This window comes from Desulfitobacterium sp. THU1, assembly GCF_038181555.1.
Classification (GTDB): Bacteria; Bacillota; Desulfitobacteriia; order Desulfitobacteriales; family Desulfitobacteriaceae; genus Desulfitobacterium.
Genome location: NZ_JBBWUA010000031.1, coordinates 1 through 21,663 on the forward strand (window position 1 = coordinate 1; position 21,663 = coordinate 21,663).

The following is a 21,663-nucleotide window of genomic DNA, read 5'->3' on the forward strand; positions in this document are numbered from 1 at the left end:
AGTCGGGTTGGAAACAGGACGTTTCCAACCCGCTAGAGAGCCAAACAAGTGCGAAAAGCTCGCCCGCTTTTCGGGATGGCGATTTAGACGGGACGAAAGCCGGATGAGGCTTTCGCCCAAGCCGCCTGCCACATAGAACGACCTAGCGGCGCAGGTCCCGACGGAGCGGAGTACTTGAGCGTTAGTTTTGTCCGCGCAGCTTACCGAGCGAACGGCGTAAATCAAAATCCTGGAGTCAAAGCCTTACTTCGATAAGACATGCCTTGAAAACTGGGATCTGAAAACTGGGACCTGGCCCCAATTCGCACTCTTGCTCAAGTTCGATATGATCCATTGATGGTGACATATTCATGGGTCAGATCGCAGCCCCAGGCGGTGGCTTGGGCTTCCCCTTCTTGCAGAACCACTTGGATGCTGATGTCCTTTTGGCTGAGGACTTCCTTTGCTTCCTCTTCAGAGAAATTAACCCCTTGACCATCCTTGGCCACAAGAACATGACCCAGATAAATATCCACTCGTTCGGGATCAAAGTCTGCTCCGGAATACCCGGCCGCAGCTAAGATTCTTCCCCAGTTGGCATCTTCGCCAAAGACCGCGGTCTTCACTAGACTGGAACCGCAAATGCTTTTAGCAATGAGGCGAGCATCTGCTAGTGTTTGGGTTCCTTTAACCTTGACCTCGAGGAACTTGCTGGCCCCTTCTCCGTCTCGGGCAATCTCTTGTGCTAATTTTTTACACACTGCGCGAAACATCTCTTGAAACTCAGCCCAATCGCTGGGGCTTAATTGGAATCCTGCTTGGCCATTGGCTAGGACTAACACCATATCATTCGTGCTGGTATCTCCATCTACGGTCACCATATTAAAGCTATCTTCCACGGCATCCGTAAGCAAGGCTTGAAGATCGGCAGCCGGAATATCGGCATCGGTGGTGATAAAGCCCAGCATGGTACCCATATTGGGATGAATCATGCCCGATCCTTTGGCCATAGCGCCTAAACGAATCACACCTTGCTCTGTCACTAATTCACAGGCCACCTCTTTGACCGTGAGATCTGTCGTCATGATCGCCAGAGCTGCCTGATGTGCAGCTTGTTTGGCTTGTTGAGAGTCAGCTGCTTGGGAAATCTCGATGGATGCTTGCTCAATTCCTTTAAGCACCCGCTCCACCGGCATTTCTACGCCGATTACTCCAGTGGAAGCCACTAATACGTCTTCGGCTTTTATCCCTAAGGCCTGGGCTGTTTTAGTGGCCATTGCCCAAGCCGCCTCATCACCGGGCTTGCCCACACAAGCATTGGCATTGCCGCTATTGGCCACCATAGCCTGAGCTATCCCGTTTGCCAAATGCTTTTTCGTGAGGATCAGAGGATGGGCCTTTACTTTGTTCCGCGTAAATACCCCGGCAGCTTGGGCGGGCACCTCCGAGTAGACCAAGGCCACATCATATTTATCCGGATTTTTAATCTTAGCTTTAACTCCTACCGCCCTAAACCCTTGGGGAATCCCTATTCCGCCGTCGAGCCAAGACCATTTGGGTTTGGGCGTTGCTATATTTTCACTTTTTTGACTTATCTTCTCCATAAAACTCACTACCTTTTTGTTTACTAAACCTCATCCAAGATTCATATTTACGGATATGAACTTAAGGCCAAAGCCCCCGCGCACCCAGTCCCATATTCTCCGGCAAACCACAGATGAGATTCATGTTCTGGATGGCTTGCCCGGAGGCTCCTTTTACTAGGTTATCAAGGGCTGAGACAAGAATGGCTCGCCCGGTACGTGGATCAACCTTTAATTGTAGGAAGACGTGATTGCTGCCGGCAGCTAACTTCGTTTGGGGCCAAAGTCCATCCGGTAGAATATGGACAAACTCCTCGCCCTCATACTGCTCTTGCCAACAGGCTTTCAGATCTTCTTCCGTGACACCGGGGGAAACTTGGGCATAAATAGTGGCCAGAATCCCGCGAATCATGGGCACCAGGTGGGGGGTGAAGTTCACTAAAAGCTCTGCTCCCGCAGCCGCTCCTAGTTGCTGCTCAATCTCTGGTGTATGGCGATGGCTGGCCACCCCATAGGCTTTAAAATTTTCATTGACCTCGCTGAAATGGTTACCTAAGGTCGCACTCCGTCCCGCTCCCGAAACTCCTGATTTTGCATCGATGATCAATCCATCCTTTTGGATCAACCCCTTGCGCAATAAGGGAGCTAGAGCCAAAATAGTCGCCGTGGGATAACAGCCCGGATTGGCGATAAGCTGTTTACCAAGAATCTGCTCCCGATAGAGCTCAGGCAGACCGTAGACAGCTTCCGAAAGTAGCTCTGGGGCAGGATGCGTTACTTTATACCAAGCTTCATAAACTGCAGCATCCTTTAATCGGAAATCTGCACCCAAATCAATAACTTTAATACCACGGTTCAACCACTCAGCCGTACGACCCGCTGTAAGACCATGGGGAAGTGCACAGAACAGAACGTCCAAATCCGGCACTTGCTCATCCTGAAGTTTACCTGCACCTAATCCTGAAAACTGTGGAAATAGCTCCTCATAGATGACACCGCTGTTGCTGGAAGACCCCAAATATACTAGCTCTATCTCAGGGTGCTGTTGAAGTAAACGCACCAGCTCTTGACCCGTATAGCCTGTTGCTCCGATAATACCGACTTTCACACCCATTCCTCCTTGATTGTTCATTTTCATAATTATACGCTTCCATGCATAAACATTCAATAGTTTTTTAGAAAAAAATTTCCTTTCTTCAGGCAAAATGGTATGCTAATAAGGATTACAAGAGGCGTTTAGGGGGAAATCATGGTGAAAACACCTATTGGCGAAATCATAGAGATTTGTCTCCTTGCCGGAAAGATTATGCTCCAAAGTGGCGCGGAAATCTACCGGATCGAAGATACGATGAATCGTATTGCTCGAGCGTGTGCCATGACCGAGTCACATAGCTATGTAACTCCTACGGGCATTTTCTTGTCCCTCCAAGGCGAGGAGCAGGACTTAGAGCAGACTAAATTCTTACGAATAGCTTGGCGTGAAATTGACTTAAATAAAATTGTCCAGGTCAATGAAATTTCTCGAAAGATGAGCGAAGGAGAGTTAACGATTCAACAGGCCCATGATGCTCTGCTCTCCATCGAGAAAGCTCAATCTCTCTATCCCTTTTGGCAGCAGTTGCTGGCAGCAGCCCTCGCCAGTGGCTTCTTCGCCCTCATGTTTGGTGGTATAGGAATTGACTTCCTATCGGCAGTGGCGGCCGGGGGGTTGGGCTTTTTGCTATATGCTAAAGCCAATCGCCGGATTGAAGTTAAATTCTTCGCAGAATTTCTGGCGGCGTTTTCCATTGGCGCCTTAGCTTACTTTTTTAGTTTTCTTGGTCTGGATATCCAAATCGATAAAGTCATTATTGGTTCTGTGATGCCCTTGGTCCCCGGTGTGCTGATTACCAACGCCGTCCGCGATCTAATGGCAGGAGATCTAGTCTCCGGGTTAGCACGTGGGACGGAAGCCTTTTTAACCGCTTTTGCCATCGGGTCAGGGGTAGCGGTGATCTTAGCTGTACTGATATAGAAGGAGGAGCGCTATGAATTGGACTGCACTTTATGCCAGTTTCTTGGCCACCATGGCTTTTGGAGTATTGTTTAATGTTCCTAAAAAGACACTCCTGAGTGGTGGGCTGGTGGGTATGCTGGGATGGATGATTTACGTGACCCTGACTCAGGAGTTGAATATAAACTTAGTGACTGCCACCCTCGCTGCTTCCTTTGGGGTAGCAACCCTAAGTCAAGGCCTTGCCCGTAAACTTAAGATGCCTGTCACGGTCTTTAGTATCTCCGGCATCATCCCCTTAGTACCCGGTGGTATGGCTTATGATACGATGCGTCAGTTGATCGAAAATAACTACCTAGAGGGTCTGCGCTTGGGCTCCATCACCCTGCTTATCGCCGGGGCGATTGCCTTCGGACTCATCTTCTCCGGTGTGCTCACGGAAACCTTTAGCACCCGCTTAGCTCAGAAATCCTGATCGCTTGAACAACATGAGTAGATATGATAGTTCATTATGATGGTTTGGCATGATGGCTTAGTATGATGGCTTAGCATAATGGCTTAGCATAGTGGCTTGGCATAGTGGCTTGGCATGATAGCTCAGTATGATGATCTAGCATAACGAAATGGCTGAATCGGTCCACAAATGCATGCAGCTTAACTGACTTCGATGGCTACTTTGCTACCGCCTAACCCGGCCTTAGCGGGTGTTACCATGAGCTTGACAGGAACGCGATTCTTGATGGATTCCACGTGACTGATGATACCGATGGATAATTTATCATGATGGATTCTTTCCAAAGTATCCATCACCACTTCTAGAAGATTGTCATCTAAGGTCCCGAACCCTTCATCCAGAAAGAACAATTCTAAGGGTGCGGTGCCTTTTAATTGTATCTGGGCCGATAAGGCCAAGGCTAAAGCTAAGGATGCCAAAAATGTTTCGCCACCGGACAAGGTGCTCGCATCCCGCTGGGCCCCTCCGTTTTTATAATCTCTAATGATGAATTTGCCGTTCTCATCCACTTCCAGCCCATAATTTCCGCCCGTGATCTCTTTTAGTTTCTTATCGGCTTCGATGGATACATATTTCAGTTGATGGGCTGCCACATACTCGACGAAGCGCTTGCCTTTAAAAAGCTTTTCCAGATCATTTAAGAGACCCAGCTGATAATCCAACTTTTCTTGGTTCTTTAACAGCTTGGTCTTTTCGGCATATTTTGCTTTGATGAGGGTGATGCTGGACTCCAGCTTGATTTTGTTTTCTTCTAATGCTTTCAGTAAATTATTCTTTTCTTCCTTGCTGGTTTGCAAAACCTGCCACTGCTCTGCTGACAAGCTACGTCCACCCATTTTAGCTTTTAAGGCGTCGATGCTTCCGGCTAACTTCACGAGGAGATCCCGATATTCCCTGACTTGGATTTTGAGTCTTTCAATTTCCGCTCGTTCGATTAGGAAGCCTTTGGCCTCATCACTATCCTGGAATTTCTCCTCCCTCAGGACTTTTGCTAACGCTTCTTGATTCTTCTTCATGCGCTCTGTTAAATCACTAAGGCTATTTTCGGCTGATCGGTAATGGGTGTGGCTTTCATTGTACTGCTGATCAATGAGCTTCTTCTTTTCTTCGGCTTCAAGGTATTCACGATCTATCTTGATAATTGAATCCGAGATTTCCTGCTGATAGGCCGCTAAATCCTCTACCCCACCTACCTTCGCCTTGATACCGGTTTCCTTCTCTTGGATGCTGCTTTCCTTCTCCACTAGCGTTGCTTGTTTTTCTTTGAAGACCTCCCGTAGCTCAGCTAATTCATGATTAAGAGACTCCCTTTGCCCCTGTGCACCCTTTAGTTGTTCCCTTAGCTGCTTTAATTCAAGCTCTAGATTTGCTTTCTGCTTGTCCTTCCGGATCATGTCTTCCTGTTTGCTTAGGAAGTCCTCGACACCTAATTCTGCCTGATACTTTAGCAGTTCAGCTTGAGCTTCTTCGAATTTGACTTGAATGGAGCTTAAATTACTTTGGCGACTTTCCAGTTGGGTCTTGTTCTCAGCCGTAATAATAGTTTCTGTATTCAGCTTCATTTTTATTGCATTCTGGTCCTCTTTTAAGAGAATATTCTTCTGCTCTAGATCATCCTTTTGCGTATGGAAGAGGGTGATTTTTTCTTTTAACTGCTCGAATTGCTTTTGAAGTTCATCAATAGAGTAGGCTTTATACTCTTCTCCTAGCTCATTGAGTTTTAATTGATATTCCTGACTAGTGTTTTCTTGAAAACGAATGGTCTCTTGGCGGGTGGCGACCCGATTGGAGCTTAGCTGCTGAGCAGCCTGCTTTTCACGCAATATACCACTTAATTGCTCAAGTTTACGATCGATTGGAGTTTCGCTGTCGATTACAGCGAGGCCTTCCAAAGCTTCCAAGTGATGCTCTTTTGCACCACAAACCGGGCAGGCTTCGCCGTCTCTGAGCTCTTCCCGCAAAATATGAGCCCTATTTTCGTTTTCAATCGCCTTGATCTCGAGCTCCAGCCTATTGATTTCCAGCTCTAGGGTTTCATTGTCTACCCTAGACTTCTGCAAGTCTTGTTCTTCTTTAACAATCGTTTCCTGAGCTTTGGCAATGGCCGTGGTGTACTCCGCGTGTTTGCTCCATCTATCCTTAATTTGATTTACCTTATCCTGCAGGGCCATCAAGGTATCTTGATCCCCAGGCGAGGCCGAGATCAGATTTTGCAAGGCGAGTTGATGGTTCTTTACTTCTTCATCTTTCGCTGCCAATTGTTTTGCCAACTCTTCTGCCCTGGCTTGAGCACCTTGGATTGTTGCTTTAATTTGCTCGATGACCTGACTTTCGTCATGCACTTGCTTCTTTGCATGTTCATAAGTATTAAGGACAACGATCGCTTCATTGACCTTTTTCTTATAGTCTTGGTCTAGGGTTAAATCCTCCGCTTCTTTCTCCTTAGCTAGGATATCGGCATTCAAGACATCCGCTTTCGCCGTGATCTCTTCGGCCTTTTTCCGCTTGTCGACCCCTTCTTTGGCTACAGCTTCTAAACCTGCTTGAAGGGTATTCTTTTCTTGGAGCAAGGCATTGAGCTTCTTCTTTTCCTCTATCGCCTCAGCAACACTTTGTTGGCGAAGCCTGAGCAGCGGAAGTTCCTGATCCTTCTGGAACCGCGCCTTTATTAAGCGTTCCTCTCCCTGCTTTTGACTCTCAGCCAATTCAGCGACGATCCTTTTGAGGTCGTCTATTTGCTTCTGGGTCGTAGCCATTGCACTCAGTGTTTCTTCATAGTGATCGAGATACGGCTTGACGCGAAGAGCCCGCTCGCCCTGTTCAGCCTTATTTTCGTTTTCCTTAATTTCATTTTCCCTTTTTTCCAGGTCGGATTTCTGCAAAATGTGCTGCTCTAATTCACTCTGGAGATCCCAAAGCTGCTTCCCCTTGGCGTAATCCTCCTCTGCCTTTTGGTATCCCGCTCGGGAAAGAACCAGATTTTCTGCTAAGGTGCTTAGTTCATTCGTCTTTTCCTGCAATATCTCAGCACTATATTCCTCATAGGTCTTCAACTCGCCCGCCAGGTTCTGAGCTTTGTCCTTTTCTTGTCTAATTTTACCCGCTAAGCGGATCGACAGGTCATCGCCGTAGCGTTGGAGATTGAACAACCTCTCAAGCATTTCCCGCCGTTCTTTTCCTTCCAGCTTCAGAAATTCGCTGAATTTCCCTTGGGGCAAGACCACGGTCCGCGTGAAATCCTCGAGCTGTAGACCCAAAATCATTTCGCATTGCTCGGTAACCTTGGTGGCCTGTTCCTCTAAAACCAACTCGCCCTCCTCGGTAATCTGAACGATTTTGGCTGATTTACTTCGCACATGACCGGTTTTGGAGTCTCTACGAAATTCTCGATCTACTCTATATTTTCTGATCTCTTTTTCCGAGATTTGAAATTCATAGCTTACATTTAGCCCATCGCTGTTGGTATTCATGTAATTGGAACTCCCTCTGGCTACAGCGCCATAAAGGGCTAAGGTAATGCCATCCAGTATGGTCGATTTACCGCTGCCGGTCGGGCCGAAAATACCGAAGAGTCCTTTATCGGTCAGCCTTAGAAAATCGACTTCCTGGAGATCGGTAAAGCTATTTAACCCTCTGATTTTAAGCTTGATGGGTTTCATTGTCCTCTTCCTCCTCCTGTAATATGGATAACAAAAAGTCGATGATCTCTTGCTGTGGTTCCACTTTACGCTCCTTGAGATAAAATTCTTTAAAGATATCCTCAAAGGATCTCTCCGTAATGCTGTTGAGGGTTGGCTCGGCTTCCATCCCGGTGATGATCGGAGAAATTTCTAGGATATCCTTTTTAATACTTCGCATCCTTTTGATTTCATCTTCGCGGATGTACCGGTCCGTCGATACTTCAATGTAAACCCAGCATTCCCTGTCTTGGTTGGCCTCACAACGCTCGAGGGCAGCCTCAATGCTCTCACATTTCCAAACCTCAATCGGCTTATAGACCTTAAAATCTATTTCCTTGATACTGCACTCTTGTTGAGGCTGCAAATCCACGAGGATACATTTCTTAGTGAAGTTAATTTCCTTCTTATTGTAATGAAGGGGGGAACCGGCGTACCTTGCTCTTCTGTCTGTGCCTGGCACTATCTGTGGTTTATGGATATGGCCCAAAGCCATGTATTGCGCGTTCTCAGGGAAACAACTCCCATCGACGATAAAGCTTCCCCCTAATTGAATACTTCGCTCGGAGCCTGCTTCTTCACTGCCCATAGCGAATAAATGGGATACGACAAGATTGATGGTGTCCTCACGGAACCGTTCACTTAAATTCGTAAATAGAAGATTAATCCGTTCACCATAGGATTTCAATTTTTCCTCTTCCTCTGCCATGGCATCATAGAGAACTTCATTTAATCTTCTTTCACTAGGATAAGGAACAGTGAGAATAACCGCCTTTTCCCCTTTGATAGCTACTTCTACATAACCTTCTCCGGAAGCAACCACCTGATGGTTACCATATTCACCCTCGGCCACGACGGTTTTCGGGGTGCCCACCATAATAATGCCATGATCCCTAGCGAGGGGACCTGCGGCGACCAAGCGCTCCGGATTATCATGATTACCGGCGATGACTAAGGTGAGTCGTTCGCCTTTAGCAGATAACCTTTTCAAGGTATCATAAAACATCTTCTCGGCTTTGGCCGGGGGATTCGGACTGTCATACACATCACCGGCGATCACAATAAGATCCACCTGATTCTCCTCGACGATCTTGATGAAATCGTTTAGAAATAATTCTTGCTCGTCCATGCGACTGTAGCCCTCTAGGCTCTTACCTAAATGCCAATCCGCTGTATGTAAAATTCTCACTCGCTCCACCCTTTCACTGTGTTTAACGTCCTTTGCTTATCTATATTTTTTAATTTTCTATACCAGTCGATTGACTCCCTTTTATAATCCATTATAACTTAGAGCTTGGACAAAATACTGACAAAATTCCTAATAAAAGTTACAACCGCCATGCTGAGCGATAGCGAGTCCGATTGTCACCCTTTGAAAGGAGCAGTGTCTAGATTATCTAGACACTGCTCCTTTCGACACTTTAGTCAATGATACAATGTTGACAAGTTTCATGCACTGGGCATTCTCTGGATAAAGTAGTTTTGGCAAGGGTGTACACTATTAGCGACATAATCTTTGTCAAAATATAGGCTTTTTACAAAGAAAATGCTATAATGTTTTAAATTAGGATTAATGATAAAAAATCCAACGCTGATGAACCATTGGCTTTGGCTTTTTAATGCTGGGGGTACAAATATATGGATGAGAAAAAGAAGTACACAGTATCCATATTTGGTGAATTTATAGACAAGCCTACGGAAAATGAATTCTTTGCCCACAGCATGAGCAGCTACTCGAGATCTATAGCCGTTGTTGCGCTGATTTTTGGTATGATATCGATGCTGTTTCTTACTGCCGATTATTACGATACGACGAAACCCTCTTCATTTTTAATCATTACTGCCATAAGGGTATTATTTCTTATTGCTTCAATATCAATCTTCTTTATCTCAAAGCAAACAAAGAACTATTCAAGTTTTATTTATCTAATAACTGTGTATGAGGCTATCGCAGCTATTGCCTTTCTCATGATATTAGAACAATATAATAGTCTTAGTTACTTGAGTTTTTTTAGTTTAATGGCTGTTACCTTAGCAATATATATCCTTCCTAACAAGATATTTTTTTGTCAGCTAATCACGATTGCTTTGAGTACCTTGTTTTTCCTTTATCCGGGGCAAAAGATAGAAGGTCTCGGAGAATATGATATGTATAAGATTATTGCCTATCAAATTATTTTGCTTATTTACTGCAATATAAATTACAGCCTTACAAATTCTTATAAAAGGAAACAATTTGCAAGTAGTAAAGAACTCTTGGCCTTATCTGTGACGGATCCATTGACAGGGATTTATAATCGAACAAAATTTGATGAAGAAATCGATAGATGGATGAATTTTTCTAATAGATATGGTAACCCTCTTTCTTTAGTTATCTTTGATATAGATGATTTTAAGAAGGTAAATGACAACTATGGTCATCTGGTTGGAGATAAGGTGATTAAAAATATCGTCGCCACAATAAAAAGGTCATTGCGCAATACAGATATTTTCGCTAGATGGGGAGGAGATGAATTCGTCATTTTGCTTCCTAATACAGAAGTCTGGCAAGCACGAGAACTGGGGGAACGCATGTGCAAATGTATACGGGATGATTTAAAGGAAACCAATATAAATATTAGTTGTAGCCTTGGTATAGCAATTTTGGAGAAGGATGATACTGCACAATCTTTGCTGCGTAGGGCTGATGATTTGCTTTTGCAGGCTAAGGCCAGTGGGAAGAATAGAGTTGTAATTCAATTAGTAGATTCCCCTCAGTGTATTTTATAAAACGGGAACTCTGCAAGAATATGAACTTGTCGAAGAGGCTAGAAGAGAATATATCAAATCAAAACAACTGCCATGTGAGCCAGAAGCTTTAAGAGCTTTAACTCAACGCGGCAGTTGTTTTTAGCCATGATACCACTCTACCCTCGGTAGGCTTTCAATTCCCGCTTGGCATGATCTAAAAGCAATGGATCACCCAAAATATCCCAACCGGTGAGGGCTAATGATTGAATGGCCAGCAAAAGCAACCTCTCCCCTGAGGAGGAAAGACAGGAACGACTAAATTCCCGAGTATGCGGAATATCCATGCCTTTTCCAAGCATTAGATAAGGATGGATGGCCGGAACGACCCGGCTAACATTGCCCAGATCCACGGATCCCATCGCCGATTGAGGAGGGGATATCGTGTTCACCCCCAACTCACGTAAGTTTTTCTCAAATGCCTTGGCTAAGGTGCGGTTCGTCAACAGTTCATCATAGGAGTGCTCGAAATGACTCCAGGTGACTTTTGCGGAGACCATAGATGCCGCATCTTGAGCACAGCGTATCACCAGTTTTTGCAAAGCATTGAGTGTTCTACGTTGGCGCGCTCTGAGATAGAACCGCGCGACAGCTCGCTCCGGGATCACATTGGGTGACGATCCACCTTCTGTAACAATGCCATTGACGTAGATATCCTGATCCATCTTTTTCTTCAACAGATTGATGCGATTAAAAAAATCAATCACGGCATCCAAGGCATTCACTCCGTGATGAGGAGCAGCCACGGCATGGGCTGCCTTGCCCTGAAACACAAACTCCAAAGCATCCAAAGCCAAGGAGGATATCTCGGAGACATTCTGACTTCCCGGATGAAACATCAACGCCGCATCCACTTTGTCAAAAACCCCATGATTTACTAGAGTCACTTTGCCCCCGCTAGTTTCTTCTGCGGGGCTACCCACCACCCAGATCTCGCCCGGGAGCTCTAAGCTCTTACTTAAGGCAATCGCCGCGCCCACGCTGGCTGCTCCGATCAGATTATGACCGCAGCCATGACCGATTCCCGGCAAGGCATCGTATTCAGCAAGAAAAGCTAAGCAAGGACCAGGTTGATGGCCTGTATAGCGAGCAATAAAGGCCGTTTCCAGACCTGCTGCCGGCCTTTCAATCGTAAAGCCGTGTTTCTTGAGTAACTGGGTTAAGGTCTCCACCGCAAAATATTCTTGATAACCAAGCTCTGGATTCGAGCCGATTTTATGCGCTACCTGCCAAGCCTCTTTCCAGACAATCTGAGCTTGATCTCTAAAAAACATCTTAACGGCATCCATTGAAACATCTCCATCTCTTTAGGAATTCTAATCTATCGTTCTGTGGTTCAATTTAGCGCGGATACCTTCAAAGAGCACCCAAACTATAAGGATACCCATAATTGACAAACCGAACTGTCCCCACAGATACTCGTAGCCTAATTTAATATTAGCAAGGACTTCCACCGTATCGATCAGCCAATCCCATCGGCCAAGGAAATAATCTAGGAAGGGAACATGGGCTGTAAACCACAACCCGATGGTTTTCAACCCTTCACTTAGCCAAGGACCAAGGAACCAATTCAGCAGGAAAAAACTGAATGAAAGAGTGATGATAATGGCCAGGAAGATGAAGCCCACTTTGCGACGCTGAGCAACCAAACGCTGCTCTTGAAAATTCATCGGGGCAGCGAGAATCTGATCCATGATCCCACTACTCATCCTCTGCAAAGATTCTTGAGCAATCGGCTTATCTGGGAATAATTGCTTGAGCATATCATCCATTTCCTTCATGAATCGTCCTCCTTTCCATCATCTGACGAAGTTTTTCCTTACCGCGATGCAGGTGGGTCTTCACCGAACTGACGGGAATATTTAAAACTGTGCTGATCTCCTCATAACTGAGTTCTTGTTGATAGCGCAAGAAGAGGGCTTGCCGGTATGCTTCTGGCAATTCCGCCACGATGGCTTGAACATCTAAGGCCTGTTCCTTGGCTAACCAAGCTTCCTCGGGTCCCAGCTGGTGATCGACTAGATTCTCGTCAATCGCTAAAGGAATGACTCGCTTCCTTTTTCGCATCAGGTCGATGGCTTTGTTCTTGGCAATAGCATAGAGCCAGGCGCGAAAGGTATAAGCTGAAGAATAACGCCAAAGATTTCGATAAGCGGCTAAAAAGGCTTCTTGAGCACAGTCAAAAACCTCATCCTCTGTGCCGAGAATTCCACGCAAAAAATGAATCAAGGGTTCTTGATAGCGCTGAACGAGTATAGAGTACTGTTCATGCTTTCCCATCAGAACCTGCTGAATTAATTCAGCATCTTCCATAATGACAAGCCGCTCCTATCTCTTTGATCTACCTCTCATCATGTTTTACGTTTCATCTGTTAAAAAGTTTCAATAGTACCATTGTAAGTCTTATTAGATTGTTCTGCAATCACTAGAGAATACCCTACAGACCCCTATACTCACCTGAGTCCGGTGCAATAAAAATATACTATCTGACACTATAAGCAAAAACAGTCTGTCGGTTTTTGAACGACAGACTGTCAGTCGGAGAAGCTCATTGAATAAGCTGACCAAGTATTTCTTCAGTGCTCATCTCTTGACTCAATTCATAGCTTCCGGCGCGGAACTTGCTAGCAAGACCTTTCTCCTTAACAAGATTAATAAACTCCTCTTTAGATGCTATCCATCCCTCAGCGAGCAATAGGTCGGCAATTCTATCAGCAGTGGAGCCTGCCGGAATAATAAAGAGAGCCGTAGCAGCATCAGTAGACTCAGGGATTGCGTTATCCTCCACAGGAGGATTATCTGATGCTTCTCCCTGAGTTTCCGAGATCTGCTGATCTTGGCTCCTTGTAGCATCCGAATTCTCGCTATCTGTTACCCTCGTATTCTCGCTACCTGCACCATCCGCTTTCTCGTGATCTGCACCATTCGGGTTAGGATTCGTCGTTTGCTGAGCTGCCGGCGTTCCATCAGATAAATTAATGCTCAGGGGAGGCATAACCATGGCAATTAAAGCACTTAAAATAAGGCCGGAACCCAGTCCTAAGACATAGGAGCGGGATATTTTCATCGTTCCAGCCCCTTTCCCTTGGAGGCTGTTCTCAAAACCATATTGACTGCATCACGGCTAATGGCCAAATGGCCCGCTATATCTGTGACTGACCACCCCTGCTGGTGCAGTTCCAGGACCCACTGATATTTTTCCGGGAGCACCTGGGGGGCCAACTCCTCTTTGCTGGGTTGTTCGATGGTCCCATAGAAGGGGGCTGAGGTTTGCGGCCTGATCGTTCGCTGGGGAATGTATTCCTGTGTAGGAGGAACTGGCTGTGCGTCAAGATTGTTAATATTAATCTTTTGGGCGTTGATCTCTGTACGGAGATCGGCTTGAACATTCTCATTACGCATCAATCTTAATTCGTGGTCTCCCAATTGACTCTCAACCTCGCGGAGACTTCTTTGCGCTTGGCTGATTTCTTTTTTTACTCCGGCAAGTCCTTGCAGGATGGTGAGAATCTCCGGGCTGGATTTACCTGAGGAATTCCCCATTCTCATAGCCCATATAAGACAAATCACTCCTAAAACAAACAAAAGGATGGGTAATAGAGTCATACTGGTATTCCCTCCAAATTCTTAGCACAATGGCCTAAGGCTATTCATGGCCAAAGTAGATTATTCGGGATTATACCCAGCATTTCCTTCTTTCTCACTTGGTCATATCGACAGGAGGCAACCCTTCCTTTTGCAGTTTGCGACAATATTCAGAAAGCCCCTGATAAATCGCTACGCTCAACTGATGTTGGTAATCTGTTTCATTAAGCTTTGTTTCTTCTTGGGGATTAGAAAGGAATCCCACTTCAACAGTGACAGCCGCTTGATCCGCCTTTTTCAAGATAAATAGATCCTGATTATCTTTAGCCACCCTCTTAGTACCAGCCAGCTTATTTAATTCAGCCTGGATTGTTCCGGCCAGCATCTTTCCGCCGGGTGAGTCGGCATGATAGAAAACCTGTGGACCCGTTAAAGAATGGTTGGGAGAGCTGTTGACATGAAGACTTAAGTAGACATCTGCCTTAGAATCCTTTGCTAACTGTATGCGCTGGGCTAGATCCTCTCTTTTTCGCTTAGCCAGACCCTGAGAAGTTCCCAGATCCACATCGGTCACACGAACCATAACCGGGTCTCCACCAGCCTGTTGAATCAAGAGTTGTAGGTGCTTAGCGATATTTAGGGTAATATCCTTTTCCAAACTGATCTTACCCACTGCCCCCGGATCAACCCCACCGTGCCCAGCATCAATCAGGATCACCTGGTTGCCAATACTCCAGCTCCAGCTTTTCTCACCCTGTGGACTATACTTATACTGCCAAAAAAAGCTGCCTGCAGCAATAAGAATGATCACTACCACTGCTCTAAGCCCAATTTTTATCCATCCCTGACGCCTTCTACTCCAATCTCGTCGCAATCTCATGGATTTCCTCCCTTCCTGCCCATGGGCAGGATGCACTCTCTGCCCTCTAAAAACTGTATGGAAGTAAGGCTTGGAATAATTCCTTGGGTACAAACACTTTCCAAAAATTCGAAAAACTTATAGACTGTTTTTACATTTTGGATTATACTGAATTTATAGATAAATCTAACAAAAGGTGGGGAGTTTATGAATCTAAAGGAGTTTCGCGCCTACAACAAAAAAGAGGGAACCCTTATATATGATCACGAACTATGGCTTCCTAAACCTCTAGAAAAACTAGGACATACCGCCTATCCTGTACACATTACTGAGGAGGGCATTCATTATACCCTGAATTGCATCTCCAATCATTATGAAGACGATTGGGAAGAAGATGCTGTAGCTCGCACGGGCATTGAGGTCATGCCTTTTACTAACCTTTGGGATCATGGGCAATCTAGAAAGAAGATGTACAGCAATGATCTTATTTCTTTTACTCGCAAGGGACATTCGCCCCTTACTCAATTCTGTGGAAGAATCATCTTGAGCGAAGAATCCGGCGAATGGATTGTGGTGGATGAAAAGGGTCAATTCATCGAAAAATTAGCGCAGGTTGAATGTCCTCAGGTGATCGGGAATTGGTTTGCCGATGCTCATTTGTTGAGCTAAGCTAAGTGTTAATTACAGAAAACAAACTCCGCATTTATTATCATGCGGAGTTTTTCTTTGCGGTCAAAACTTATGTCTTCTTTCAAACTCCATTCACTTATATCAAAAATCCGTCCTCATGTTCATTAACACAAAAACGGATTTTAATATCTTAGACAAGAATCTCAGTAGCTCTCTCCATGATCCCGTTCAAGTAGGCTATAACGATGCCATAGTTCGTGATGGGTATTTCCTTAGCCCGGCATTGCTGGATCCTGGAGTCCATGGTTTTTTTATTCAGCATACAGGAGCCACAGTGAATCACCAGATCATATTCCTCCAAGTTCTCAGGAAAGTCTTGCCCCATTTTATAATCGAAATTAAAAGTTTTTCCTAATCTTTTCATGAGAAGGTTAGGAATTTTAATGCGGCCAATATCCTCATGTGAGTGGTTATGAGAGCAGCTTTCCATCATGAGAATTTTCGCTCCTTCCTGTAAGCCTGACAGGCGAGAAGCTCCGCGAATTAATTCGTTTAGATCTCCTTTAAGGCGGGCAAAGAGAATGGAAAAGGAGGTTAACTTAATGGTTGAAGGAACCATTGCACTAACCTGCTTAAATGCTTGGGAATCTGTAATGACCAAATCCACTTTGGGTAGCTGTTGAAGAGCTGACTCCAGTTCGGTATCTCTCACCACATGGCATTGGAGACCATGATCTAAGCAATCCCGGATGACTTGGACTTGGGGCAGAATCAGTCTACCCTTAGGGGCCTCTGAATCGATGGGGACCACAAGAACCACCGTGCTATTGTAGGGTAATAAATCCCCCACGACAGCCGGATCCTGGGCTGAATCTTGGAGAATCTTAATCAGTTGTTCCCTTAGCTCTGGGATGCCAGCGCCCTTTAGGGAAGAGACATAAACAGCATCACCCTGAATCTCTTTCAGCCTCTCAGGGGAAACGCAGTCTACCTTATTAATAACTCTCAAATAAGGGGTATTGGTTTTGATGAAGTTTGCTTTTGCCGCCTCAAAGGAAGCCTCATCCATAGCATTAATATCCGATACATAGATGGCTAAATCAGCCTTTTGCAGGACCTTAAGGGATCGTTCCACCCTAAGTTCACCAAGCTCCCCCTCATCATCCAGACCCGCTGTATCGATTAAGACCACCGGTCCGAAGGGGATCAGTTCCATAGTCTTTTGTACTGGATCCGTGGTAGTCCCCTTAACGGGTGAGACCAGTGCAAAGTCCTGACCGAGCAGAGCATTCAGCAAGGTGGACTTTCCCGCATTCCGATTGCCGAAGATAGCAATATGGGGCTGGTTTGCAGTCGGAGTCTGATTCATACTTATGTCTCACAACCTTATCTTGTTGACTAGAAATAATCTTAGCTATTTTATTTCTAACTATTACTAGCCCAAATGACTAGCAAAGACCCCTAAGGAGTAGTTTTTCGCGCAAAGAGCGAACGATTTTAGCGGAGGAACGGTAATTCGAACAAAGTTTCTAAGGGGTAGCGGCGCCATGGTTCACTTGCAGAAAGCAGAAGGGTTGTGGCAGAGCTCCCTTAGAAGCGCGTTCGAAAGCTCTGGAGCTACTGAGAACGTGAGATCCGATGAAGAAAGCCTCCGGTGGAGGGTTTCAGGAGCTCACGCCCGAAGGTCCGGTTGCGCGAAAAACTACTGACCCCAGCCTTCTAGTCTATAAATACAAGTCCCTCTCTCCCTGTTTGATGAGCTCCAGATTCTTGCGTACAAGTGCTTGAATGTCAGCGCGGGCGATTTTCTCCACTTCTCTGGCGATGACCTTTTCCCCTTGTTCCAAAATTTCTTGATCCCCGTAATCTTGGATGAATTCCATGAGGGTCATGAGGGCGTTGGGGCCGCAGACATTTTGAATCTGCCCGGATTTCGCTAGCTGCATAAAGCGATCCCCTGTCCGTCCTTGCCGGTAGCAGGCAGTACAATAGCTGGGGATAAAATCATCCTTCATCAAGTCTTTAAGGACCTCCAAGGGAGTTCGGTGATCCCCGACTTCGAACTGGTTAGCGCTCTTGTTCTCTGCCTGTTCTTTATAGCCCCCTACTCCCACAGTAGAGCCAGCGCTGACTTGGGATACTCCATAATGGATAACTTCCTTGCGCAGCTCGGCGGTTTCCCGGGTGGAAAGGATGAGCCCTGTATAGGGAACAGCGACCCGGAGAATAGCAACAATCTTCTTAAAGGTGGCATCCTCCACCAAATGGGGGAATTCCGTCAGATCCATCCCCCCGGCTTTTTTAAGCCGCGGCACGGAAATCGTATGAAAACCCACCTTGTACTTCTCTTCCAAATGGTCATTGTGGAGAAGGAGCCCCATGACTTCGTATTTATAATCGGCAAGGCCGAAAAGAACACCGCCACCTACATCCTCGATCCCAGCTTCCATGGCACGATCAAAGGCTGTGGTATGGTAATCATAATCGCCTTTGATGCTTTGGGGATGGACCTTCTCATAGGTGGGGCGATGGTAGGTCTCTTGAAAGAGAATATAGGTGCCGATATTCTTCGCTTTAAGCTTACGGTAATTTTCCACCGTGGTGGCCGCGATATTCACATTGATACGGCGGATGGCACCATTTTCGTTTTCTGTATTGTATATGGCATCGATGGCCTCGAGCACATAGTCGATATCACAATGAAGCGGATCCTCGCCAGCCTCTAAGGCGATCCGTTTATGCCCCATCTTTTCAAGGAGCTTGACTTCCTCTTGGATCTCGGCTATGGACAGCCGACGCCGGGGGAAGGAGTTGTCTCTGCGGTAGCCGCAATAGACACAATTATTGACGCAGTAGTCACTGATATACAAAGGAGCAAATAATACGATTCGATTGCCGTAAATTTTTCTTTTGATTTCTCCAGCTACTTTTAAGAGTCTCTGCAGAGATTTTTCATCCTCAACCTGGAGTAGCTTAGCAACTTCCTGGTGGGTTAAACCTTTTGCCCCTTGAGCCTTCTCCAAGATGTTATCAACCTCTTCAGGACTGGGGCATTTTGCTTGTGTTAATAACGTCTCGATATATTCCTGATCAATGAAATCAGCCTTTATCTTCTCCATGATGGATGATCACCCCTTCCCATATTGACTTCAAAGCCTGCACCGCTAATGCGCTTTTCAATACACACTCGGCAATGAGCCGACTCGTCACCGGTACAGATTTTCCCTACATAGAGCTCATATTTTTCCCTAACTCCAACCGGAGAGAGATTGGGCATGACCACATTAGCCCCGACTTTAATAGCCTTCTCCCGCCCTAAGGGATCCAAAGTTCCCATGGCCGTGGTCGAAGGAAGCAGGACCTCCGGTAATAGCAACCGAGTTAAGGCAAGCATAATCAAGGTCTTTTCAACGGTCCCACCCTTAAATTCAGCGAGAGGTGTTTGTCCATGAGGAATAAAGGGTCCAATGCCTACCATTTCCGGCTCTAGCATTTTCAAAAACATCAAGTCCCGGACAAGATCTTCATGAGTCTGACCCGGTAAACCTACCATAAACCCTGCTCCCACCTGATAACCGATTTCCTGCAGATATTTGAGGCATTGGCGCCGATCGTGGAAATTTGAATCTGGATGCAAGCGTTGATAAAGACCCTCGGAGGCGGTTTCATGGCGCAATAAGTAACGGTCGGCACCAGCATCAAAAAGTCTTTGATAGCTATCATAGGACCTTTCGCCAAGGGATAAGGTAACAGCGGCATCGGGAAACTCGGCTTTGATAGCGGTTATAAGCTCAACTAAGCGTTCATCGGTATAGTAGGGGTCTTCCCCACTCTGGAGGACATAGGTTCGATAGCCGAGCCTATGTCCCTCCCGACAACAGGCCAAAATCTCTTCCCGGGAAAGACGATAACGGTCAACGTTCAGGTTATCTCTGCGGATTCCGCAGTAGTGACAATTACGGCCACAGACATTCGAAAACTCGATAAGTCCCCGAAGATAGACTTGCCTTCCGTAGTGCTTTAGACGAGTTTGGTGACTATACGAAAACAATAGCTCTTGTGCCTCGGAATCTAGATGCTCCAGTAGGTAGAGGAGCCTTTCCGGAGTGCTTTCGTTTTTATGGTAAAGATCATCAAGAATAGGCTTCACTATCGAAATGACTTGTGACGATGTTTTTATTGCCATAGCGAAGCCCTCCTCACTAGAATTACGTATTGTCTATATTATGGAGAAAGAATATCCTTCAGTCGTTCCTTCCTCTGGTGACACCGCACTTGCCTCTCGACACTATGCTTACCTATGTCGGCACTTTCTTATCTCTATTTTTGCCGCGCCACATAATGAGTATGCAATAGCTCATGGGAGCGATGGCTGGCCGGTTCACCGAGGTATTCCTCATAGATCTTGGTGATTTCCGGATTATCATGGGATTTCCGCTTGACAGCTGTTTTATCTAACTCATAAATACTGGCTGCTCTGAGGCGATTGACCTCTGGGGTCTTGGCCTTATCCATGAGAATCGGCTGTCCGCCACCATTGATGCAACCACCGGGACAGCCCATGACTTCGATAAAGTGATAGTCTGCTTCATGGTTACGGATCTTATCCAACAGCTTGGCTGCATTGCCTGTACCATGGGCAATGGCAACTTTGACATCCATTCCATTGATATTCACAGTAGCCTCTTTTATCCCCTCCAGACCCCTGACTGCTTGATATTCAATTTCTTGCAGATCTTGACCTGTCAGGACATCCGCTACAGTGCGCAGGGCAGCTTCCATCACTCCACCGGTATTGGCAAAAATCACTCCTGCCCCCGTGGAGGTGCCTAAGAGTTGATCATACTCGCTATCCTCTAACTCCTTGAAGTTAATCCTGGCTTGCTTGATCATTTTCGCCAGTTCCCGAGTTGTGATGACCGCATCAACATCCTTCAGTCCCTTGACCGCCAGCTCTTCACGATCGGCTTCAAACTTCTTGGCGGTACATGGCATGACGGAAACCACAAAAACCTTCTTGGGATCAAGATCTTCCTTTTGCGGATAATAGGATTTGGCTACGGCGCCAAACATCTGTTGGGGGGATTTGCAGCTGGAGAGGTTATCTAGGAAATCTGTATAGTTATGCTCACAGAATTTCACCCAACCTGGGGAACAAGAAGTTATCATAGGAAGCTTACCCCCGTATTGGATACGCTGGATGAGCTCTGTACCTTCCTCCATAATCGTCAGGTCCGCACTAAAGGTGGTATCAAAAACCTTAGCAAAGCCTAAACGCTTGAGAGCAGTGACCATTTTCCCTCGGACATTGGTCCCGATGGGAAGACCAAACTCCTCCCCTAAAGCGACGCGAACGGCCGGAGCAGTTTGTACAACAACATGGAGATTGGGATCTTCTAGGGCACTCCAAACCTTATCTGTGTCATCCCGTTCTTGAAGTGCGCCCACCGGGCAAATCTTGATGCATTGGCCACAGTTAATACAATTGCGCTCGGCAAGATTCTCCTCAAAAGGAGTGGTTACTGCCGTATGGGCACCACGCTCGGCGATCTCAATCGCATTGACCTGTTGAATGGTGGAACACATACTCACACAGCGACCGCAGAGCACGCATTTGCTGGAATCCCTTACGATCGGACCAGAGAGATCCATGGCCTCGCGGGCTACCTTTTTCTCATAATAGACCGAGCTGATGCCAAAATCCTCCGAGAGCTTCTGCAGCTCACACTTTTGATTTCGGGCACAGGATAAGCATTCCCGGTTATGATTGGCTAATATCAGTTCTAAAAGCTCTTGACGAGTTTCCCGAACCAGCTTACTGGATGTTTTGACAACGATCCCCTCTTCGACCTTTGTGACACAGGCAGGATGAAGACCTCTCCACCCTTCTACCTCCACCACACAGATGCGGCAAGAGCCGGGCTCATGAACACCTTGCATAAAGCAAAGGGTCGGGATATCTATTTGCAACGCTTTGGCCGCTTGCAATAGTGTCGTTCCCTTAGCCACCGCAATATCTATACCATCGATTTTTAAATTAATCTTGTCCACCTTGT

At 46.1% G+C, this 21,663-nt stretch carries 18 protein-coding genes; 4 read left to right on the plus strand and 14 right to left on the minus strand.

All coding sequences use genetic code 11. The annotated features are described in order from the left end of the window. Positions 1 to 314: 314 nt before the first annotated feature. A complete protein-coding gene (gene argJ, locus AAC978_RS15700; RefSeq protein ID WP_341549017.1) occupies positions 315 to 1,583 on the minus strand; it encodes a bifunctional glutamate N-acetyltransferase/amino-acid acetyltransferase ArgJ in 1,269 nt (422 codons plus the stop codon). A gap of 61 nt (positions 1,584 to 1,644) precedes the next feature. Further along, the gene (gene argC / locus AAC978_RS15705; RefSeq protein WP_341549018.1) at positions 1,645 to 2,670 is read right to left on the minus strand and encodes an N-acetyl-gamma-glutamyl-phosphate reductase; all 1,026 of its coding nucleotides are present in this window, start codon (positions 2,668 to 2,670) and stop codon (positions 1,645 to 1,647) included. Positions 2,671 to 2,814: 144 nt separating this feature from the next. Between argC and AAC978_RS15710 the strand changes: the two genes are divergently transcribed. Together AAC978_RS15710 and AAC978_RS15715 are read left to right on the plus strand one after the other, a co-directional pair. Next, on the plus strand, positions 2,815 to 3,576 hold the full coding sequence (locus AAC978_RS15710; protein WP_341549044.1) for a threonine/serine exporter family protein: 762 nt from the start codon (positions 2,815 to 2,817) through the stop codon (positions 3,574 to 3,576). Between the two features lie 13 nt (positions 3,577 to 3,589). After that, positions 3,590 to 4,030 carry a threonine/serine exporter family protein gene (locus AAC978_RS15715; RefSeq protein WP_341549019.1) on the plus strand — a complete coding sequence of 147 codons (441 nt, stop codon included), beginning with the start codon at positions 3,590 to 3,592 and terminating at the stop codon, positions 4,028 to 4,030. A 179-nt stretch (positions 4,031 to 4,209) separates the two neighbouring features. Here AAC978_RS15715 and AAC978_RS15720 read toward each other — a convergent pair whose 3' ends face one another. Together AAC978_RS15720 and AAC978_RS15725 are read right to left on the minus strand one after the other, a co-directional pair. Beyond that, complete coding sequence (locus AAC978_RS15720; protein WP_341549020.1) at positions 4,210 to 7,728, minus strand: SMC family ATPase; 3,519 nt, start codon at positions 7,726 to 7,728, stop codon at positions 4,210 to 4,212. Beyond that, positions 7,709 to 8,935, minus strand: a complete 1,227-nt coding sequence (locus AAC978_RS15725) for an exonuclease SbcCD subunit D (RefSeq protein ID WP_341549021.1) — start codon at positions 8,933 to 8,935, stop codon at positions 7,709 to 7,711. Before AAC978_RS15725 ends, AAC978_RS15720 begins: the two co-directional genes overlap by 20 nt. Positions 8,936 to 9,384: 449 nt before the next feature. Between AAC978_RS15725 and AAC978_RS15730 the strand changes: the two genes are divergently transcribed. Then, positions 9,385 to 10,515, plus strand: a complete 1,131-nt coding sequence (locus AAC978_RS15730) for a GGDEF domain-containing protein (protein ID WP_341549022.1) — start codon at positions 9,385 to 9,387, stop codon at positions 10,513 to 10,515. Between the two features lie 137 nt (positions 10,516 to 10,652). Here the strand turns inward: AAC978_RS15730 and AAC978_RS15735 are convergent, their stop codons facing one another. The 6 genes from AAC978_RS15735 to AAC978_RS15760 form a co-directional block, all read right to left on the minus strand. Then, positions 10,653 to 11,822, minus strand: a complete 1,170-nt coding sequence (locus AAC978_RS15735) for a M20 family metallopeptidase (RefSeq protein WP_341549023.1) — start codon at positions 11,820 to 11,822, stop codon at positions 10,653 to 10,655. Positions 11,823 to 11,849: 27 nt separating this feature from the next. Beyond that, positions 11,850 to 12,314, minus strand: a complete 465-nt coding sequence (locus tag AAC978_RS15740) for a hypothetical protein (protein WP_341549024.1) — start codon at positions 12,312 to 12,314, stop codon at positions 11,850 to 11,852. Then, entirely contained in the window at positions 12,298 to 12,846 is a 549-nt protein-coding gene (locus AAC978_RS15745) for an RNA polymerase sigma factor (protein ID WP_341549025.1), read from the minus strand. The genes AAC978_RS15740 and AAC978_RS15745 overlap by 17 nt, the downstream gene beginning before the upstream one ends. Before the next feature lie 235 nt (positions 12,847 to 13,081). Then, a complete protein-coding gene (locus tag AAC978_RS15750; protein WP_341549026.1) occupies positions 13,082 to 13,600 on the minus strand; it encodes an endolytic transglycosylase MltG in 519 nt (172 codons plus the stop codon). Next, positions 13,597 to 14,139 (minus strand): sigma-70 family RNA polymerase sigma factor, encoded by a 543-nt coding sequence (locus AAC978_RS15755; RefSeq protein WP_341549027.1) that lies wholly within the window; start codon positions 14,137 to 14,139, stop codon positions 13,597 to 13,599. The genes AAC978_RS15750 and AAC978_RS15755 overlap by 4 nt, the downstream gene beginning before the upstream one ends. 94 nt (positions 14,140 to 14,233) lie before the next feature. Continuing rightward, entirely contained in the window at positions 14,234 to 14,998 is a 765-nt protein-coding gene (locus AAC978_RS15760; RefSeq protein WP_341549028.1) for an N-acetylmuramoyl-L-alanine amidase, read from the minus strand. A gap of 186 nt (positions 14,999 to 15,184) precedes the next feature. Here AAC978_RS15760 and AAC978_RS15765 point away from each other — a divergent pair, with 186 nt between their 5' ends. Continuing rightward, positions 15,185 to 15,646, plus strand: coding sequence for a hypothetical protein (locus AAC978_RS15765; protein WP_341549029.1), 462 nt, complete (start codon positions 15,185 to 15,187; stop codon positions 15,644 to 15,646). A 151-nt stretch (positions 15,647 to 15,797) separates the two neighbouring features. Here the strand turns inward: AAC978_RS15765 and hydF are convergent, their stop codons facing one another. From hydF to AAC978_RS15785, 4 genes are all read right to left on the minus strand, one after another. After that, a complete protein-coding gene (gene hydF, locus AAC978_RS15770) occupies positions 15,798 to 16,976 on the minus strand; it encodes a [FeFe] hydrogenase H-cluster maturation GTPase HydF (protein WP_341549030.1) in 1,179 nt (392 codons plus the stop codon). Between the two features lie 355 nt (positions 16,977 to 17,331). Further along, positions 17,332 to 18,726: a [FeFe] hydrogenase H-cluster radical SAM maturase HydG gene (hydG, locus tag AAC978_RS15775; RefSeq protein ID WP_341549031.1), complete on the minus strand. Its 1,395-nt coding sequence runs from the start codon at positions 18,724 to 18,726 to the stop codon at positions 17,332 to 17,334. After that, entirely contained in the window at positions 18,714 to 19,757 is a 1,044-nt protein-coding gene (gene hydE, locus AAC978_RS15780) for a [FeFe] hydrogenase H-cluster radical SAM maturase HydE (protein ID WP_341549045.1), read from the minus strand. The genes hydG and hydE overlap by 13 nt, the downstream gene beginning before the upstream one ends. Before the next feature lie 170 nt (positions 19,758 to 19,927). Beyond that, positions 19,928 to 21,658: an NADH-dependent [FeFe] hydrogenase, group A6 gene (locus tag AAC978_RS15785; protein ID WP_341549032.1), complete on the minus strand. Its 1,731-nt coding sequence runs from the start codon at positions 21,656 to 21,658 to the stop codon at positions 19,928 to 19,930. Positions 21,659 to 21,663 lie beyond the last annotated feature (5 nt).

Excerpts from the sequence above, each read along its gene's own strand:
- hydF (WP_341549030.1), bottom strand. The coding sequence starts at position 16,976 with ATGAATCAGACTCCGACTGCAAACCAGCCCCATATTGCTATCTTCGGC.
- AAC978_RS15755 (WP_341549027.1), bottom strand. The coding sequence starts at position 14,139 with ATGACTCTATTACCCATCCTTTTGTTTGTTTTAGGAGTGATTTGTCTT.
- AAC978_RS15740 (WP_341549024.1), bottom strand. The coding sequence starts at position 12,314 with ATGAAGGAAATGGATGATATGCTCAAGCAATTATTCCCAGATAAGCCG.
- hydG (WP_341549031.1), bottom strand. The coding sequence starts at position 18,726 with ATGGAGAAGATAAAGGCTGATTTCATTGATCAGGAATATATCGAGACG.
- AAC978_RS15765 (WP_341549029.1), top strand. The coding sequence starts at position 15,185 with ATGAATCTAAAGGAGTTTCGCGCCTACAACAAAAAAGAGGGAACCCTT.
- AAC978_RS15715 (WP_341549019.1), top strand. The coding sequence starts at position 3,590 with ATGAATTGGACTGCACTTTATGCCAGTTTCTTGGCCACCATGGCTTTT.
- AAC978_RS15750 (WP_341549026.1), bottom strand. The coding sequence starts at position 13,600 with ATGAAAATATCCCGCTCCTATGTCTTAGGACTGGGTTCCGGCCTTATT.
- AAC978_RS15735 (WP_341549023.1), bottom strand. The coding sequence starts at position 11,822 with ATGGATGCCGTTAAGATGTTTTTTAGAGATCAAGCTCAGATTGTCTGG.
- AAC978_RS15720 (WP_341549020.1), bottom strand. The coding sequence starts at position 7,728 with ATGAAACCCATCAAGCTTAAAATCAGAGGGTTAAATAGCTTTACCGAT.
- AAC978_RS15745 (WP_341549025.1), bottom strand. The coding sequence starts at position 12,846 with ATGGAAGATGCTGAATTAATTCAGCAGGTTCTGATGGGAAAGCATGAA.
- argJ (WP_341549017.1), bottom strand. The coding sequence starts at position 1,583 with ATGGAGAAGATAAGTCAAAAAAGTGAAAATATAGCAACGCCCAAACCC.
- AAC978_RS15730 (WP_341549022.1), top strand. The coding sequence starts at position 9,385 with ATGGATGAGAAAAAGAAGTACACAGTATCCATATTTGGTGAATTTATA.
- AAC978_RS15760 (WP_341549028.1), bottom strand. The coding sequence starts at position 14,998 with ATGAGATTGCGACGAGATTGGAGTAGAAGGCGTCAGGGATGGATAAAA.